The organism is Arthrobacter sp. SO3 (assembly GCF_020532825.1).
Taxonomy (GTDB): Bacteria; Actinomycetota; Actinomycetes; order Actinomycetales; family Micrococcaceae; genus Arthrobacter.
Window position 1 is genome coordinate 13,638 of record NZ_MQTS01000224.1, and the last position, 17,711, is coordinate 31,348.

Annotated in this window: 15 protein-coding genes and 2 pseudogenes; 8 read left to right on the forward strand and 9 right to left on the reverse strand. The window is 65.7% G+C overall.

From position 1 onward, the window contains the following. From BJQ90_RS19430 to BJQ90_RS19450, 5 genes and pseudogenes are all read right to left on the reverse strand, one after another. Positions 1–941, reverse strand: a pseudogene (locus tag BJQ90_RS19430) (LCP family protein); the annotation flags it as partial. A gap of 116 nt (positions 942–1,057) precedes the next feature. After that, positions 1,058–2,017: a GTPase Era gene (gene era, locus BJQ90_RS19435; protein WP_226761833.1), complete on the reverse strand. Its 960-nt coding sequence runs from the start codon at positions 2,015–2,017 to the stop codon at positions 1,058–1,060. Then, complete coding sequence (locus BJQ90_RS19440; RefSeq protein ID WP_226761834.1) at positions 2,001–3,332, reverse strand: hemolysin family protein; 1,332 nt, start codon at positions 3,330–3,332, stop codon at positions 2,001–2,003. The genes era and BJQ90_RS19440 overlap by 17 nt, the downstream gene beginning before the upstream one ends. Next, the gene (gene ybeY, locus BJQ90_RS19445) at positions 3,329–3,802 is read right to left on the reverse strand and encodes an rRNA maturation RNase YbeY (RefSeq protein WP_226761835.1); all 474 of its coding nucleotides are present in this window, start codon (positions 3,800–3,802) and stop codon (positions 3,329–3,331) included. The genes BJQ90_RS19440 and ybeY overlap by 4 nt, the downstream gene beginning before the upstream one ends. Beyond that, positions 3,799–4,887, reverse strand: coding sequence for a PhoH family protein (locus BJQ90_RS19450; RefSeq protein ID WP_226761836.1), 1,089 nt, complete (start codon positions 4,885–4,887; stop codon positions 3,799–3,801). Before BJQ90_RS19450 ends, ybeY begins: the two co-directional genes overlap by 4 nt. Before the next feature lie 431 nt (positions 4,888–5,318). Between BJQ90_RS19450 and BJQ90_RS19455 the strand changes: the two genes are divergently transcribed. Then, positions 5,319–6,194 (forward strand): GerMN domain-containing protein, encoded by an 876-nt coding sequence (locus BJQ90_RS19455; RefSeq protein ID WP_319004666.1) that lies wholly within the window; start codon positions 5,319–5,321, stop codon positions 6,192–6,194. A gap of 51 nt (positions 6,195–6,245) precedes the next feature. Here BJQ90_RS19455 and BJQ90_RS19460 read toward each other — a convergent pair whose 3' ends face one another. The 3 genes from BJQ90_RS19460 to hrcA all read right to left on the reverse strand — a co-directional run bounded on the left by BJQ90_RS19460 (position 6,246) and on the right by hrcA (position 9,275). After that, complete coding sequence (locus BJQ90_RS19460) at positions 6,246–7,025, reverse strand: 16S rRNA (uracil(1498)-N(3))-methyltransferase (RefSeq protein WP_226761837.1); 780 nt, start codon at positions 7,023–7,025, stop codon at positions 6,246–6,248. Positions 7,026–7,027: 2 nt separating this feature from the next. Then, entirely contained in the window at positions 7,028–8,155 is a 1,128-nt protein-coding gene (gene dnaJ, locus BJQ90_RS19465) for a molecular chaperone DnaJ (RefSeq protein WP_226761838.1), read from the reverse strand. Positions 8,156–8,261: 106 nt separating this feature from the next. Further along, the gene (gene hrcA, locus BJQ90_RS19470) at positions 8,262–9,275 is read right to left on the reverse strand and encodes a heat-inducible transcriptional repressor HrcA (protein ID WP_226761839.1); all 1,014 of its coding nucleotides are present in this window, start codon (positions 9,273–9,275) and stop codon (positions 8,262–8,264) included. 213 nt (positions 9,276–9,488) lie between these two features. Here hrcA and BJQ90_RS19475 point away from each other — a divergent pair, with 213 nt between their 5' ends. From BJQ90_RS19475 to BJQ90_RS19500, 6 genes are all read left to right on the forward strand, one after another. Next, on the forward strand, positions 9,489–10,337 hold the full coding sequence (locus BJQ90_RS19475; RefSeq protein ID WP_226761840.1) for a DUF3097 domain-containing protein: 849 nt from the start codon (positions 9,489–9,491) through the stop codon (positions 10,335–10,337). Between the two features lie 144 nt (positions 10,338–10,481). Next, on the forward strand, positions 10,482–10,901 hold the full coding sequence (locus tag BJQ90_RS19480; RefSeq protein WP_226761841.1) for a DUF4870 domain-containing protein: 420 nt from the start codon (positions 10,482–10,484) through the stop codon (positions 10,899–10,901). Between the two features lie 72 nt (positions 10,902–10,973). Beyond that, positions 10,974–11,165: a hypothetical protein gene (locus BJQ90_RS19485; RefSeq protein ID WP_226761842.1), complete on the forward strand. Its 192-nt coding sequence runs from the start codon at positions 10,974–10,976 to the stop codon at positions 11,163–11,165. Between the two features lie 183 nt (positions 11,166–11,348). Beyond that, positions 11,349–12,404, forward strand: coding sequence for a DNA polymerase IV (locus BJQ90_RS19490; RefSeq protein ID WP_226761865.1), 1,056 nt, complete (start codon positions 11,349–11,351; stop codon positions 12,402–12,404). 839 nt (positions 12,405–13,243) lie between these two features. Beyond that, a complete protein-coding gene (locus tag BJQ90_RS19495; protein ID WP_226761843.1) occupies positions 13,244–13,927 on the forward strand; it encodes a DUF4166 domain-containing protein in 684 nt (227 codons plus the stop codon). Between the two features lie 767 nt (positions 13,928–14,694). Further along, positions 14,695–15,483, forward strand: a complete 789-nt coding sequence (locus BJQ90_RS19500; protein ID WP_226761844.1) for a GNAT family N-acetyltransferase — start codon at positions 14,695–14,697, stop codon at positions 15,481–15,483. Positions 15,484–16,677: 1,194 nt separating this feature from the next. Here BJQ90_RS19500 and BJQ90_RS19505 read toward each other — a convergent pair. Beyond that, the gene (locus tag BJQ90_RS19505; protein ID WP_226761845.1) at positions 16,678–16,860 is read right to left on the reverse strand and encodes a hypothetical protein; all 183 of its coding nucleotides are present in this window, start codon (positions 16,858–16,860) and stop codon (positions 16,678–16,680) included. A gap of 193 nt (positions 16,861–17,053) precedes the next feature. Here BJQ90_RS19505 and BJQ90_RS19510 point away from each other — a divergent pair. After that, positions 17,054–17,711, forward strand: a pseudogene (locus tag BJQ90_RS19510) (endonuclease); the annotation flags it as partial.

Sequence of the window (17,711 nt, forward strand, 5' to 3'; positions counted from 1 at the left end):
ATGGAGGCGAGCCCGTCGTCGATGGTCAGGTTCTTGGTGACGACGTCGGCGATTTCCAGCATCTTGCCGGGGTTGGACATCGTCCCGTCATCCTTCATCTTGCGCGTGAGGGCGGACAGGAACCCCTGCTGTGCCTTGATCCTGCCAAGGTCGCCGCCGTCGGCAAAGGCGTGCCGGGTGCGCAGGAACGCCAGCGCCTGCTCGCCCTGGACCGTGGAGGTTCCCTTGGGCAGGCGCAGCTTCGAGTCCGGGTCATACACGGCGTCGCTGATGCAGACCTCGACGCCGCCCACGGCATTTGAGAGTTCCTTGACGGCGTTGAAGTCAGCCATCATGAAGTGGTCGATCTCCAGGCCGGTGAGTTTGTTGACCGTGTCTACCGCGCAGCCAATACCGGCTTCCGACATCGCCGCGTTGATCATCACGTTCTTCTGCGCCGGGAATTCCTTCTTGGTCTTCTGGTCCGTGCATTTCGGGGTGTCCACGAGCAGGTCGCGGGGGAAACTGACCACGTTGACGCGCTTGTTGTCCGCCGAGATGTCCAGCAGCATCATGACGTCGGAGTGCCCGTAACCGGTGGCGTCGTCGGACGTGCCGTACTGGGAGTTCTTCCCGTCACGGGTGTCTGAGCCCAGAATCAGGATCTGCATCCGGTCCCGCGAGTCGTCCACCGCACCTTCGCTCTTGCCGCTGCCGGCCGACAGGGCCTCCTTGCTGATATTGCCCTGCAGGCGGATCACCCAGTAGGCACCGAAGGCAAGGACACCAACGAGCAGGATGGATACGACGGCCGCGCCAATCTTCAGCCAGCCGGGCATGCCGCGGAGCGCGCCCAGATGCCGTGCCGGACCGAGAGCCGGATCATCCGTGTGCCGGGCAGCAGAACCTGACCGAACCGGGTTTCCGGTTCCGTCTGCACGGTCTTCACGGGGTCGAGACACAGTTGATCCTTCTTTCACGAAAGGGGTCCGCCCATTTTAGAGGCCGAGTCTGGGAATTCCCCGATGGCGGGGCTCCATCGGAGCGGCGCAGGCACCGACTGCGGCCGGCGGCGCGCCTAGAAGCCGAGCTTCACAAGCTGTTTCGGGTCACGCTGCCAGTCCTTGGCGACTTTCACGTGCAGGTCCAGGTAGATGCGGGCACCGAGCAGCGCTTCGATCGCCTTGCGGGCGTTGGTGCCGACCTCGCGGAGCCGGGCGCCGCCCTTGCCGATGATGATGGCTTTCTGCGAGGGACGTTCCACGTACAGGTTGACCCGGACGTCGAGGAAGGGCCGGTCCTCGGGCCGGCCTTCCCGCGGAACGATCTCATCGACGACGACCGCGAGGGAGTGCGGCAGTTCATCGCGGACGCCTTCGAGGGCCGCCTCCCGGATGAGCTCGGCGATCATGATGGCTTCCGGCTCGTCCGTGAGGTGACCGTCCGGGTACAGCGGCGGCGACGGCGGCATATGGCCGATCAGCACGTCGGCGAGGGTCCCCACCTGGAACCCGTCAGTGGCGGAGACCGGGACGATGTCCTTCCAGCCCTCCTCGCCGAGGACGTCGCGGCCCAGGGTGTCGACGGCGAGCAGCTGCTCGGTGAGGGCCTGCCGGTCCACCGTGTCGGACTTGGTCACGATGGCGATGATCGGCTTGTTGCCGAGGGCGGCGAGCTGGGCGGCGATGAACTTGTCTCCCGGGCCGATCTTCTCGTTGGCCGGCAGGCAGAAGCCGATCGCGTCGACCTCCGCGAGGGTGTCGGCGACGAGTTCGTTCAGCCGCTTCCCCAGCAGAGTGCGCGGACGGTGCAGCCCCGGGGTGTCCACCAGGATCAGCTGCGCGTCGTCCCGGTGCACGATGCCGCGGATGGTGTGGCGCGTGGTCTGCGGTTTGGCCGAGGTAATCGCGACCTTCTGGCCGACCAGGGCGTTGGTCAGGGTGGACTTGCCGGCGTTGGGCCGCCCAACCAGCACCGCGAAACCTGCCCGGTAGCCGCCGTAGGCTGCTTCGCCGTCGGACTTATTCTGCTTGCTCACGTGAGACTCCCTGTTGGATTGGTGCGGCCTCGTCGAGAAGGTCTTCAAGGTCAGTTTCTTCTTTTGGTACGGCGGCCGCAATGATGTGGCTGACGCGGTTACGCCGGCCCTCGAGCCGGTCGGCACGGAGGGACACCCCGTGGACCTCCACGGTGCTGCCGACGATCGGCACCCGGCCGAGGGCCTTCGCGAGCAGGCCGCCCACGGTGTCCACTTCGTCGTCGTCGAGCTCCAGGTCGAAGAGTTCGCCGAGGTCATCGATGCTCATCCGCGCGCTGACCCGGTAGCTTCCGTCACCGAGTTCCACCGCCTCCGCGCTTTCGGTGTCGTACTCGTCAACGATCTCGCCGACGATCTCCTCGATCAGGTCCTCAAGCGTGACGAGTCCGGCGGTGCCGCCGTATTCGTCGATTACGATGGCGACGTGGGTCGATTCCTGCTGCAGTTCGCGCAGCAGTTCACTCACCGGCTTGGAGTCCGGCACGTAGCGCACCTCGCGGGCGAGTTCGTCGACGACTGGTGGCTCCTCGCCGGGGCCGAGGTTGTGGATGGCCGCTGCGACGTCCTTGAGATAGACGATGCCGAGGACCTGGTCGGTGTTCTCGCCGATGACGGGGATCCGGGAATAGCCCGAGCGCAGGAACAGCGACATCGCCCGGTGCAGGCTTGATCCCGAGTCGATGCTGAGGATGTCGGTCCGCGGCACCATAACGGAGCGGACCAGGGTGTCACCGAAATCGAACACCGACTGGATCAGCTCGGCCTCGTTGTCCTCGATCACATCCGACTCCGTGGCGCGGTCCACAAGTTCCCGGAATTCCTCTTCGCTGAAGAAGGCCTCGTTGTCGGCCGGGGCGCCCGGAGCCACGGCGCTGCCGAGGTTGACAAGCCAGCCGGGAATCGGTCCTAGCACCCAGCACAGCCAGCGGATCAGCGGGGCGCTGAAGCGGACCAGACCGGCAGGATGCACCCGGCCGATCTGCCGCGGGGACACGCCAACGATCACGAAGCCGAGGAGCGCCATGATTCCGGTCGCGATCAGCCCCGAGATCCAGACGTTGTCGAGCAGGCTGTTCAACAGCACCGTCACGGCGACGGCGGAGGCCATTTCGAACCAGATGCGCCAGAACCGCAGGGACCGCATGTGCGCCACGGGCTGCGCCATGATGCGCTTGAGCGCGTTGCCTCGGCTGTGCAGGATCGCGGCTTCCGCATCATGCCGGGACAGATAATTGAAAGCTGATTCAGCCGCGGTCAGGAAAGCGGCAAAGCTAAGAAACACCAGCGCCATGCCGGCAAGGATCAGTGGCGTCACTGAATCGTCTCGGACGGGGCGTCCCTGCCGGTGAAGGCGGAGAGGAGTTCGCGCTGCAGGCCGAACATCTCCTCCTTCTCCTCCGGCTCGGCGTGGTCAAAGCCGAGCAGGTGCAGGATGCCATGGGTGGCGAGCAGCAACATTTCGTCCTGGGTGGAGTGGCCGGCATTGACAGCCTGGACCTCTGCAACCTGCGGGCAGATGGCGATGTCGCCGAGCATGCCCTGGGGCGTGGGCTTATCCGGGGTGCCCGGCGTCAGCTCGTCCATGGGCACCGACAGGACGTCGGTGGAACCCGGCTCGTCCATCAGTTCGAGGTGCAGTTTCTCCATGGCCGGCTCGTCCACGAGCAGGATCGACAGCTCGGCCTGCGGGTGGATGAAGAGCCGCTCGAAAATGAACCGGGAGAGCTGCACCAGCTGGGCCTCATCGACCGTGACGCCGGATTCGTTGTTGACCTCGATGCTCACGCGTGCTCTCCCCGCTTGTCGCGGGCCACGGAATGCTTGACCCGGTTCCGCTGGATCTCGTCCCAGACGCTGTAGGCGTTGACGATGTCGCCCACCAGACGGTGCCGGACGACGTCGGACGCGTCCAGGATGGTGAAGTTGACGTCCTCGATGCCCTGCAGGATGTCCTCCACGATCCGCAGGCCCGAACGGGTCCCGAAGGGCAGGTCCACCTGCGTGACGTCGCCGGTGACCACCATCTTGGAGCCGAAGCCCAGCCGGGTGAGGAACATCTTCATCTGCTCCGGAGTGGTGTTCTGGGCCTCGTCCAGGATGATGAAGGCGTCGTTGAGTGTGCGCCCGCGCATGTAGGCCAGCGGGGCGACCTCAATGGTGCCGGCCGCGATCAGCCGCGGGATGGATTCGGGGTCCATCATCTCGTGCAGCGCGTCGTAGAGCGGCCGCAGGTACGGGTCGATCTTGTCGCTGAGGGTGCCGGGCAGGAATCCCAGCCGCTCCCCCGCCTCGACGGCGGGACGGGTCAGGATGATCCGGGTCACTTCCTTTTGCTGCAGGGCCTGGACGGCCTTGGCCATCGCCAGGTACGTCTTGCCGGTACCGGCCGGGCCGATCCCGAAGATCACCGTGTTGTCGTCAATCGCGTCCACGTAGTTCTTCTGGTTCAGCGTCTTTGGCCGGATGGTCTTGCCGCGGCTCGAAAGGATGTTGTGGGTGAGCACCTCGACCGGGTTCTGCAGCGACTGGCTCCGGAGCATGGACACGAGCTGCTGCAGGACGGCGGGAGTGATGATGGTGCCCCGGGCGACGAGGCCCCGGACCTCGTTGAGCAGGCGCATGATCCGCGGCACGTCCGCGGCCGGCCCGCTGATGGCGAGCTCGTTGCCGCGGACATGGAAGTCGACGGACGGGAACTGGGTCTCGATGAAACGCAGTGCTTCGTCATGACTGCCGAGGGACTGGACCATCTGATCGGAGCTGTCGAACAGGACTACCTCCGTCCGCAGCCCTGGTAGGGAGTGGGGGAATTCCCCTGCGGAGCGCTCTCCGGCGCTGATCCGGGCCTTGCCGTTCGCTGCTTCAGTCATGGTGTTGGCCCGCGGGCCTCTGGTCCCCTCCAGTAAGGAAATGGTCTGTCCCGTGATCCGGCCCGACGGCGGTGCTCGCCTTCTGGTTCCGGTGTCAGCGGGTCCTCTTATCCTACGCCAGTGGGGGCCTCCGCACGCCGCGGGGCCTACGGCCTTTTGACCCGCCACATGACGGGATTCCCGCATTTAGGTATCAACTTCGTATCGGCCTCATATCGTTCCCGTTGCAGTTCCGGCCTGCCGGCTGAATCCACGGTTTGGCGCAGGGGCCGTGTGCCATGCTGGAAATCGGCCTTCGGCATGGGATTTCCAGCCAGCCGGCACACAGTTGGGCCAGAAGAAAACCAGGCTGAAAGGGCAGTGCAATCAGGCACCGCGGGGTTGACCAGATCACAGCAGGCAAGCGGCTACGTCCGGGCCTGCTGCTGCTGGTGCTGCCCGCCGCGCTGACCCTGTCCGGCTGCGTGGCCACTCCCCAGCCCGGCATCACGGACGCCAGCTCTCCTTCGCAGGTCCTGTCCGCCCAGGCGCCGACCACGAGCGCGCCGTTGGAAACCACGCAGGCGTCCAACAAGGCTCCGGTGTACTGGATCGGGCGCAGCAACGACAAAACGTTCCTCTACCGGGAGTTCCGTGACGTTCCGGAACAGGACAACCCGGTCACGAGGGCACTCCGCGTCATGATGTCCCAGAAACCCCTTGACCCGGATTTCTTCACTCCGTGGCAGAACCCGAAGAAGCTGGCAAGCTCCATCTCGGGCAAGAACGTCATCACCGTGGACCTGTCGGCGGACGCTTTCAACAGCAACGTCGATCCTGCCATGGCCGAGCGCGCGGTCCAGCAGCTCGTCTACACCGCCACGGCGGCAGCTGCCAGTGCGGGACTGATCGACTCCGGCCAGCAGATCCAGGTCGTGGTGCTGGTGGACGGGCATACCGACTTTGTTGCCTTCAACCACGTCCGCCTCGGCTCCCCGACCGCACGCAGCGCCGGGATGGTCGCCCCGGTGTGGATCATCGATCCGCAGGAAGGGACTTCGCTGGCGGATGGCGCAGTCAAGATCTCCGGCCGCAGCACCGCCGCGGGAGGCAAGCTCCGGTGGGAGATCCTGCGCATCGACGGCACCGCAAAGACCTCGTACCTGAACGGGACGATGACCGCCTCGGCTGAGGCCGGACAATCGGGTGCCTTCAGCCTGTCCGTCAATCTGGGGCCGGGCAACTACGAGGTGCGGGTTTCCCAGCTTGAGGACGGCAACCCGGCCGAGGATTTGAACGTCGACACCCGCGGGTTCACGGTTAGGTAAGCGGCTGGCTGGCCGGCTCACTTCGCGGCCGCCCGGCCGGGACGGCAACCGCTACCAGCGGCCCAGGATGTCGCTGGCGAGGACCGTTGCCGCCGGACCGGCCGTGGACGAGCGCAGCACGTGGTGGCCCAGAAGGGCCGTCACTGCACCGGCGTCGCAGAGCCTGGTGACTTCCCGCGGACTGATGCCGCCCTCGGGTCCCACGATCAGCAGCACCTCGCGTCCCCCGGCTGCCGCGTCACCGGCCGGCAGTTCACCCTGCCAGGCCTCCAGCACCTGCCGCAGGGGCCGCACGGCATCCTCGTGCAGGATGACGGCGAGATCGGCAGCGGCCACTGCCGCCTGCAGCCCGGCCCCGTCGACGGCGGAGCGGACCTCCGGGATCCACGCCCGGCGGGCCTGCTTGGCAGCCGCCGTGACGACGGACTGCCACTTGGCGTGGGCCTTGGCCGCACGCTCCGCCTTCCAGCGGACAATCGACCGTTCCGCCTGCCAGGGCACGACGGCGTCGATCCCCAGTTCGGTGGCGGTTTCGGCGGCAAGCTCGTCCCGGTCCCCTTTCGCGAGGGCCTGGACCAGGACGAGCCGGACCCCGGGCCGGGGCTCGTCGGAGAGCCCGGAGCATTCCACCGTCAGCTCGTTGGGCGCGACGGCGGCTATGGTGCCGGTCAGCCTCTTGCCGGCACCGTCGGCGATGTCCACGCCCTCCCCCACGGCGAGGCGCTTGACCGTGACAGCGTGGCGGGCCTCGGTTCCGTCAAGGACGAAGACGTCCCCGGGGGCCAGCCCGTCCAGGCTGCCGGGGGAAGCGAAGAAGACCGGGTTGCTCACCGCTACAGGTTACCGAGCCGGTCCCGGAGCTTCGAGAAGACCCCGCCGCTCGCGGCGAGCTTCCCCTCCGTGAACTGTTCGCCGCGGAGCTTCGCGAGCTGGCGGAGCAGGTCCTCCTGGGCTGCGTCGAGCTTGGCGGGGGTGTCCACCTGCAGGTGGACCTTGAGGTCGCCCCGGCCGTAGCCGCGCAGGTGGGTGACGCCCAGACCGCGGAGGGTGATGACCTCGCCGGACTGCGTGCCGGCCTTGACATCGATCTCCTGCTGGCCGTCGAAGGTGTCGAGGGTGAGCTCGGTGCCGAGGGCGGCGGCTGTCATGGGGATGTTGAGGCTGGCGTGCAGATCATCGCCGTCGCGGACGTAGGTCGCGTCGTTGTTGACCCGGATCTCGACATAGAGGTCGCCGGCGGGTCCGCCGGCTGGTCCGGCCTCGCCCTGGCCGGAGAGCTGGATGCGGGTGCCGGTGGCGACGCCCGCGGGAACCTTGACCGTCAGGGAACGCCGGCTGCGGATCCGGCCCTGTCCGGCGCATTCATTGCAGGGATCCTTGATGACGGTGCCGAAGCCACCGCAGGAACCGCAGGGGGCAGCCGTCATAACCTGGCCGAGGATGGAGCGCACGGCGCGCTGGACCTGGCCGCTGCCGCCGCAGATGTCGCAGCGTTCCGGGTGGCTGCCCTCCTGGCAGCAGGAGCCCTCGCAGGTGGGGCACGTGACGGCCGTGTCGACTTCGAGTTTCTTGTTGACGCCGAACACGGCGTCGCGCAACTCGATCCGGACGCTGATCAGGGCGTCCTGGCCGCGGCGGACCCGGGAGGCAGGGCCGGCCTGGCCGCCCGCGCCGAAGAAGGTGTCAAAAATATCCTGGAACGCGAAGCCCTGGCCGGCGTAGCTGCCGCCGCCGAAGCCGTTGTCGGTGCCGTTCTCGTTGCCCGTGGTGTCGTAGATCCGGCGCTTCTGCGGATCGGACAGCACCTCGTAGGCGTGCGTGACCGCCTTGAAGCGGTCCGAGGCGTCATCCCCGGGATTGACATCCGGGTGGAGGTTCCGTGCCAGCTTGCGGTAGGCCTTCTTGATCTCTTCGCCCGTGGCTTCACGGGAGACTCCAAGAACGTCGTAATGGCTGCTCAAAGTTTGTTTCTCTTCCTGGTTGTACTGCCGGTTAGGGGCAAGAAGTCGTGTGCGGGTGGACGTCCGGTGCGTGGCTGCCCGGTACCGGACGGTTGGCGGTGGTCCGTCACGGGCCCAGAATCCTGGACAGGTACCGGGCCACTGCCCGGACGGCGGCCATGGTGGTCGGGTAGTCCATCCGGGTGGGGCCGAGGACACCGACCTTCGCGGTGGCGTCCGGGCCGTAGCCGGTCGCGACCACTGAGGCCTCCGCGAGTCCGTCGTACGGGTTCTCCCGGCCGATGCTGACCGTCACGCCCCGCGGGTCCGCGGCCATGTCGCCCAGCAGGCGGAGCATGACCACCTGCTCCTCGAGGGCTTCCAGGACCGGGCCGATGCTCAGCGGGAAGTCCACGTTGGAGCGGGCCAGGTTGGCGGTGCCGGCCATGACCATACGCTCCTCGCGGCTGCTGGCGGCCAGAGCTTCCAGGCCGCGGGCCAGCGCCTGGGCGTCGGCGCGCCGGGCGGGCGGGCAGGTGGCAAGGACGGACTTCAGCGATTGCCCCAGCAGGTTCAGGGGTGTCCCGGAGAGGCCGCCGAGGAACCGCGTCCGCAGATCAGACAGGGCTTCCTCGGGAAGGTCCTGACCGACGTCAATGACCCGCTGTTCCACCTTGCCGGTGTCCGCAATCAGCACCGCGAGCACTTTGCGCGGCGCCAGCAGGACGAGCTCGATGTGCCGCACCCGGGCCCGGCTGAGGTGGGGATACTGCACGACGGCGACCTGGTGGGTCAGCTGCGACAGCAGCCGAACCGTCCTGTCCAGGACGTCGTCGAGATCCTCGGAGCCCTCCAGCAGTGCCTGGATGGCACGGCGTTCCGCCGGCGAGAGCGGCTTGACCGCCGATATCTGGTCCACAAAAAGCCGGTAGCCCTTGTCCGTGGGAATACGCCCGGCACTGGTATGCGGCGCCGTGATGAGGCCCTCATCTTCCAGGGCCGCCATGTCGTTGCGGATCGTGGCGCTGGACACGCCGAGGTGGTGCCGCTCGACGAGGGCCTTGGAGCCGACGGGTTCCCGCGAATGGACGTAGTCCTCCACGATGGCGCGCAGCACTTCAAGTTTGCGCGGTTCGCTCACGTTCCACCTCCATTCGACTGTCCGCATCCGATGCCGCCGTTCGCCGGCCGCTCCGGACACGCTTTGTTAGCACTCGACATGCCTAAGTGCTAACCAGTCTAATATGAGTCGCCGCGTTGTTAGCATTGGATTCGCTCCGGGCGTTCTTCCCGGGGCTGGTGTTTTCGGGCACAGCCCGCCGCAGCAATCCGAGTGCAAAGCAGTGTGTAACCGATGTCGTACCAGAACTGGGGCCCGCAGGATTTGTCCGCCCCTGCCAGGGCCCAACTGCCCGAAGTGCCCGTGGAGCGCGGAATGGTGCTTGAGGATGTGCAGTCCGGCTGGGTCGGTGCCGTCACCCGGGTGGAGAAGTCCGGGGGGATGCACGTCGTCGCCCTTGAGGACCGCCGCGGCAAGTCCCGGTCCTTCCGGCTCGGCTTTGGTTTCCTGCTGGAGGGACAGCCGATCCGGCTGATGCCGCCGGCGCCCCGGGCCGCCGCGGCGGCCGCAGGAACACGCACCGCCTCCGGTTCAGTCCGGGTGGAGGGCCAGCGCGCTCAGGTCGCCAAGGCAAGCCGGATCTGGGTGGAAGGCAAACACGACGCCGAACTCGTCGAGAGGGTCTGGGGTGACGATCTCCGGGTGGAGGGCATCGTCGTCGAGCCGCTGCACGGCATTGACGACCTCGCCGGCGCCGTGGCCGCCTTCCGGCCCGGACCCGGGCGCCGGCTCGGCGTGCTGGTGGACCACCTCGTGCCGGATTCGAAGGAGTCCCGGATTGCCCAGGCCGTGATGGCCTCCCCCGGGGCGGCCGGGAACGTGCTGATCGTGGGCCACCCCTACGTTGATGTCTGGCAGGCGATCCGGCCCGCCGTGCTGGGGATCGAGAAGTGGCCGGTCATCCCGCGCGGCGTGGACTGGAAGACCGGCATCCTGACGGCATTCGGCTGGCCGCACAGCACCAAGGAGGACATCGGCCTGGGCTGGCAGAAGCTCCTCGGCGCGGTGCGCAGCTATGCGGATCTGGAGCCCTCCCTGCTGGGACGGGTGGAAGAGGTCATCGACTTCCTGACCGTTCCCTGAGGCAGGCATCCGCGGTCCGCCCGCCAGCGGGCCGATCCCTGATTCCGCGCCCGAGCAAGTATTCTTGGTACGGCGGCTGTGCTCCAGGCGCAGCCCTGGCGATTCCAGGCACCAACGCACCACCGCAATCCGAAGGACGACACCGTGGCAGATGACGCACGCGAACACACTGGCAACCAGGCCGGCCATGGCCAGCCTCCGTACCACGGCGTTCCCGCAAATGCACTGCCGCTGACGGCAAACGAGGACCGGCAGTGGGCCACGCTGGCCCACTTCGGCGGCATCCTGGGCTGCGTTCCCTCGCTGCTGATTTACCTGATTTTCAAGGACCGCGGCCCGTTCACGGCGCAGGAGTCCAAGGAAGCCCTCAACTTCACGCTGCCGCCCACGATTGCGGCCCTGCTGTGCAACCTGCTGGTCTTCGTTCCCGTGGTGGGCAACATCTTCGCCGTCCTGGCCACGGTCATCTGGATTGCCGTGACGTGCTTCTCGGTGGCGGCGGGCATCCACGTCAACCGGGGCCAGCCGCACCGCTACGAGTTCAACCTCCGCTGGATCAAGTAGGGCAGCACAGGCCGGGACGGTACCGGCGAGCTGGTCCGGTTCCGGGCCAGGGGTTCGCCTATTGTTGCGAACATGGTTGTGCTTGCTGTAATCGCGCGGGCCCTGACTGGCGTGAACGCAATACTTGGTGTGAGCGCCGGTTCCACCATTTGGTTCTACATGGAGCCGGTGGTCGATACAGTGCCTGATCCGGCAAGCTATTATGCCGCCGCTGAGGCCGGCCTCATGGCACTGTTCCTCAGCTCGTTGTCAGTGTCGGAGTGACTGTCCAGGCAGTTCGGTGCCACGCAAGCCGAAACGCGCGCTCCGCCTGACTGCATTAATCCCGCTTCCGGGAGTTCAACGACGGTCACGAGAAGCCGCAGGACCAGCGGCCAATCCCGGTGGAGTACCGGTGCCTGCCTGGGATGTTTAGGGCAGACTGGTGGCGTGAACGGAATCCGGTGGGTGCTGCACGTCGATCTCGACCAGTTCATCGCGGCGGTCGAAGTGCTCCGGCGGCCGGAGCTTGCGGGCAGGCCGATCATTGTCGGCGGCCGGGGCGGCCCCATGGAACGGGCTGTGGTGTCGACCGCATCCTACGAGGCCAGGGCGTTCGGTGTGGGTTCCGGAATGCCCTTACGCATAGCGGCCCGGAAAGTGCCCGACGCTGTGATCCTGCCGGTCGATCATGACGCTTACCTCGCGGCGTCTGAAACAGTGATGGGTACCCTGCGCGCGCAGCCCGGCGCCACTGTGCAGGTGTTGGGTTGGGATGAGGCTTTTGTAGGCATTCAGACAGCGAATCCGGAAGCCTACGCCCGGCAGGTGCAGGCCGCTGTCCTGGAGCGGACGCGCCTGCACTGCAGCGTGGGCATCGGCGACACCCTGGTCCGAGCCAAGGTCGCCACCGGTTTCGGGAAACCGGCCGGCGTCTTCCGTCTCACGGCCGGGAACTGGCTCGACGTCATGGGCAGCCGGCCCACCAGGGAACTGTGGGGCGTAGGAACCAAGGTGTCGGCCCGGCTGGCCAAACTCGACATCAACACGGTCGCAGAGCTCGCCGCGTCCGACCCCCAGGACCTGGTCCCGGAGTTCGGCCCCAGGATGGGTCCTTGGTACGCGGAGCTGGGACGCGGGGACGGCGCCAGCGTTGTGGACGACACCCCGTGGGTTGCCCGCGGGCATAGCCGGGAGACAACGTTCCAACGGGACCTGACCGAGCCCGCCCAGGTGGACGACGCCATCCGGGAGCTGACAGCGCGTGTCCTTGAGGACGTTGTGGCCGAAGGACGGCCCGTGGTTGGGCTGACCCTCAAGGTTCGGTACGCGCCATTTGTCACCACGACCCACGCGAGGAAGATTCCCGAGACATTCGACCGGGACGAAATCCTCGCGCGGGCCTTGGACCTCGCAGCCGGAATCGAAGCGGGCCGTCCCATCCGGCTCCTGGGCCTGCGCGCCGAAATGGCGATGCCCGACGACGCCCGAAAGGGACATACGCCGACGCGCGGCGGATGGTGACGGCGTCGCTCGTCTGCACATTATGATGCTGCAATGGGGGGAAACTTGGGCAGGAAAGACTCTGCTGTGCGCACGCCGATCTATGTTGAGATCGGTATTCGGGCCCCCATGGAACGGGTATGGACCTACAGTCAGGACCCAGCGCTGCACCCCCGCTGGGATCTTCGGTTCTCCCGAATCATCCCCGCCGAGCGAAACGATCAGGGATTCCTTCATTTCCGCTACGAATTCCGTCTTCCTTTCTATGTCATCCAAGGGACCGGGACATCCCTGGGGCACCGGTATCGATCCGATGGGCAGGCAACGTCGGTGCTTAAATTCGAAACTGCTGACCCGATATCGCCCATAGGGCAAGGATCCGGATACTGGCGCTACATCCCAACAGAGGATGGTGTTCGGTTCATCACGGGGTACAACTATCAGCCAGGAATGGGCCTTCTCGGAAAGGCCCTGGATTCCTGGGTGTTCCGCCCGGCCCTTGGGTGGGCGACTGCAATTAGCTTTGACCGGCTAAGGATGTGGGCGGAGTCCGACCTTGATCCCAAGGACTCCCGCAATCGGTGGTTCATGGACGCCACGGCCAGGGCAGGCGCCGTTCTGACCGGCTGCATCCTGCTCCGCCGAGCTCTGGCGGGACGAACCCCTGGCCCCGCCGCCCTGGGCCTGACAGCCGCTGCGGCCTCGTGGATTTTCCCGGTCCACTGGACAGTACCGAGGGCAGGCCGATGCCTGCGTCGGTCGCCGGACCCACGCTCCGGACGTGCTCCATCCGCTCTTGCCGAGCTGGCTGGACCGGCTGTACCGGATCTGGGCGCCGAGTCGGATGTGCAGGAGTAGCCGTGACATCAATTTTTGAGTCGGCGCTGGGAAGCGACTTCCACAGGCTGCACCCCATGCTGCAGCAGCGCTTCGGTGTGGACACGGCCGCAGGGTATGCGTGTGTCGGACGCGGGATCTTTTCCGAAGTCCGTCGCGGCGCCTGGTGGACAGTCCCGTTTCTGCAATTGGGGGGCCACCGCAACATCCTCTTTCCCGACCAAGGAACGGACATCCCTTTCACGATCGAGAATTACCCCTACATTGATGGTTTCGGCAGGCGTACGGTCACTTTCGTCAGAACCCTTGAACTACCCGGATCAAAGCGACGACGCTTCGACGCCACCATGGTGCAGAGTAAGCAAAATGGTGGAATTATCGATTATCTCGGCACCCACCAGCACTTGGCTACTGATCTCGCCCTGGAGGTTTTGGCCGATGGATCGCTGCATCTGCAATCGGGTGCTCAACGCTTCTACGAAGGCTTCGCGGCATTCGAGTTTCCTGCGATCTGGACAGGCACGGCAGACCTGTATGAGAACTTCGATGATGCCCGTGGGGTGTTCACGATCCAGATGCAGGTCCGGAACCCCATCTTCGGATTTCTTTTCGGCTACCGGGGCGAGTTCACGTGCACTTATCCGGCCCTTCACGACGAAGCAATCCCGGAGCATCTCAAACCCCGGAGGGAAGAAAGCCGCGAATAGAATCCGCCGTTCACCGAACCCCGGCTAAAAGGGCGAGCCAAGTGGTGGCCGGACAGCAAAAAAATAGGCAAAGGGACCTGCAGGAGACTGCCTAAGCTTCGGAATTTTGGTCATCTCCACCGGACCACACAAACGGAGACAGGACGGGTGTTTCCGAGGATAGGTTCTACTCACCGGGCGAATGCCTTGAGGCATTGGGGGAACTGTGCAGACCTCAAACGAGGGCCCGGTCAAGGGACAGTTGAACGGCTGCTCCGGTCGCTCAGCGCCGGCGCGGCTTGCCGTAACGCATCGGTCGGCCGCCCAGTGGCGCCAGTGCCTGCGCGCTGACGGCTCCGGGTTTGAGATGATCAACGGTCTGCGCGATCACCGGATACCGTTCAGAAAGGTGGAGGACTGAAGAGCCGTCCGTTCAGTAGCCTTCCAAGCAACGAACGCATCAGCCAGCCAGCGACGAAGTCCGGACGTGACGCCATCGTCGCCGCCTGGCAGGACGCCCGCATCACAGGGCCGACTTCCGCTGGTGGGGATGTCGTCTCTTCATGGAACACGCCGACAATTGTCGTCGGGGCCTTCGCGATTCTCTGGGTGATCATCGCGGCCTGGCTACAGCAGGGGCAGCGCTCGTCGCCGTCGGCGGTGGCCACCTTAGTGTCCAGGCCGTCCGACTGGTCTTCCTGAGCCGGGCGCCCTGAGTCGTTCCAACGAGTAGGAAAAGCGAGGATACCTGACACACCCAGAAGCTGGCGGCTGTAGCGTGGAGACCTATGACTTCTGCGAAAAACCTTCTCACGGCGTACGACCGACAACTCCGGACAGCTGCGGAGACCCCCAGTGCGATCGCCGTCGAGCGGCTGGGGCCTTTACGCCTCGTGACCTTCGCGGGCGGCCGTGGCTTCGTGACTTATGAAGACCTCGATGGAGCCAGTGCACAAACGATCGCGCAGTGGGTGGTCGATGCGCTTGCGTTCTACCGTGAAGATCCCGCAATCCTTCGCGTGGAATGGAAAACCCGTGGTCACGACCATGCACCCGGACTCCATGACGCGCTGCTGGGGAACGGATTTGAGCCCGATGAGACTGAGTCAATCATGATTGGGCAAGTCACCGCCTTGAATGTCGATGTGCAACTCCCGCCCGGGGTCAGCCTGCGGAGAGTGACTGAAGAACCGGATATCCGCGCCATGAGCGCAATGCAGGACGAAGTTTTCGGCGACCCTGTCTCCGACGACCACGCCGAAGCACTGCTGCGTCGGGTCGAACGCGACGACGGGATGGAACTCTGGGTTGCCGAACATCAGAGGTCAATTGTGAGCGCGGGCCGCCTCGAGCCGGTCCCGGACACGGAATTCGCGGGAATCTGGGGCGGGGCAACACGCGAAGAGTGGCGTGGACAAGGCATTTACCGGGCCGTCACCGCGGCCCGGGCTCAATCCGCGTTGAAACTAGGCAAGAAACTCATCCACAGCGATTCAACTGAATACTCACGACCGATCCTGGAGCGCTCTGGTTTGCTCCGAGTGTCAACGACAACGCCATATCGCTGGAGGCGCTGAAGCCCGGGTCACTTGGGGCGTCCGGGTCCCCTCCGCCTGGCCTCGCACCGAAGCCAGGTCAAGTGCCGGATTGGTGGCCGACCCACCGATGGAGAGAATCCCTGCGTCGGCGCACCACTGTAAGGCGTACGAGCCCGCAGCAATCGGCCCATAGCCGTCGTCGGCGGTCCAGTCGCTCACCCGCCAGCCAACCCCGACGGCACTTACGGCGTAGACCTCTCCGCGTCCGGCCATTAGGAACGAGGTCTCCCGTACGACTGCCCGGCAGCCGTCCGGTCCCTGCGGCTCAAGAACCTGGTAGGTGGCGTCGAATCCCAGGTCGCCAAGCGCTCCGAGTAGGCCACCCGTTGCAGCCGCAAGCACCATAAGTCTCAGCGCCCAAGTGCCCAGAACGCTGCGCCCCTGCTTTGCCGAGCCGGGCCCGGACCGCCGGCGTTTGGCGGCGCGGATGATCACAAACACAAGGGAGGTGATGAGCAGGACCACGCTAACCGCCCAGCCAGGGAATACCTGCCCGGAGACGACGAATACCAAACCAGCCCAGCCCAGCCGGCAATGAATACAACAAATGCGAGGAACACACAGACGTCAGCGGCCCGACCGAGACGTGACTCCACCACTTGGCCAGGGTGATGCTCGTCGGTTTTCACCAGCGCAGTCTCTCTTCGGCTCCGGTGACCCGGAATCACAACACACCCGTAAGGCTTGGATATGGACGGGCCAGATTTCCGCGAAGGCTGTTAGTCCTTCCGGCCGGCGTCACCGCCTACCGGCTCAACCTGTTCCATGATGCGGCCGATCGTGTTGGATAGACTGAAAGCTCAGGGGAAATTATGGAGTGGATTGTTTTAGGCATCGGCGCACTCGTAATTATTCTCGCGTCCATCTGGCGCGATAATTCCCGGAAATCGGGACGACCACCTGCAGGCTCCGACCCTGAGTCAGATCGGCAGCTTCGCGATTTTCACCGGGGCCAGATTCTGGGTCACTCGCATTTCGTGGGCCTGGACAGTACGGGCCACCGCCGGGTAAACCACTCGCGACGCGTTGCTGACCGCCCCTGCCGCAGGGAACGCTCGGGTAAGGCCAAATTGCTCCAGTTCCTTGAATATGCCTCAATGCGCAGGGCCGGGAACTGGGTCACTTGAATGTGAATAGGGACCGTTCCCGCAGATCGATCATGGCTTCCTGCAGTTAGGGGCTATCCCGCCACGATCGCAGAGCATTACGAATGCTGGAGCCCTTGAACTCCATCATCGAGTTCGGGGTGAACAGCGCAGGCTGCTGGTCACCCGCAAGCAGTCCAGGGAGGTGCACGGTGCCGGAGCCGCGGTCGAACTGCTGCCCGGTCATCCACCTTGTGAGGTGCTTGGTCACCGGTGAAGCCTCACGGTGCTGCGTGATGTGATGCCTGGCGGTCGCCGCTATTTCCGTGAGTTGCAGGCCGGGTCGGAGGAAGGGATCGCCTCGGAGATCCCCGCTGACGGCCTCCGCAGGCTCGCCGGCGCCGCACTGCCAACCCGTGACGATGGTTCATCTTTTTGTCGGAGCCGAGATCTACGCTTGGGGTATGGAAAGCAGCACGTCATGGAGTGTGGAGAGCAGGGAGGCCCTGGCGGCCGTCGCGGCGTCCACGGCTACGATTGCTACTTTCATCGGCGCGGGCGCGGACGGCACGGATCCGGTCCGGGGGATCGATCCGTTGCGGGATCTGGCCGATGATTGCCTGGATGCGTTGGCGGGGCTGGCCCGGCTGGAGGCACGGACGGCGGCGTTGAAGGTGCGGCTGGGCGCGGACTACGTGCGGGCCGCCACGGCCCTGGCGTCCCCGGCGGTGTCCCCGCACGATCACACCGTCCAGGAAATGGCCATGACCGCCGAGGTCGCCGGTGTCCTGACCGTCAGCGAACGGACCGCGGATGCGTTCCTGGGCGACTGCCAGGCACTGACCGCGTCACTGCCGCTGACCCTGGCGGCCCTGCAGGCCGGAACGATTTCCTGGCAGCACGCCCGGATCATGGTGGATGAAACCACCAACCTGGACCGGGCCGGGGCGGCCGGGCTGGAAGCGCACTTCCTGGACCCCGACGCACCCGGCGCGGCCCGCGGGTGCCCGGCCGGGGACCTCGTCCCGGGACGGTTCCGGGCCAAAGCCCGTCTCTGGCGGGAACGCCACCACCCCGTGAGCATCGAGAACCGCCACACCAAGTGCGTCGGGGACCGGCGGG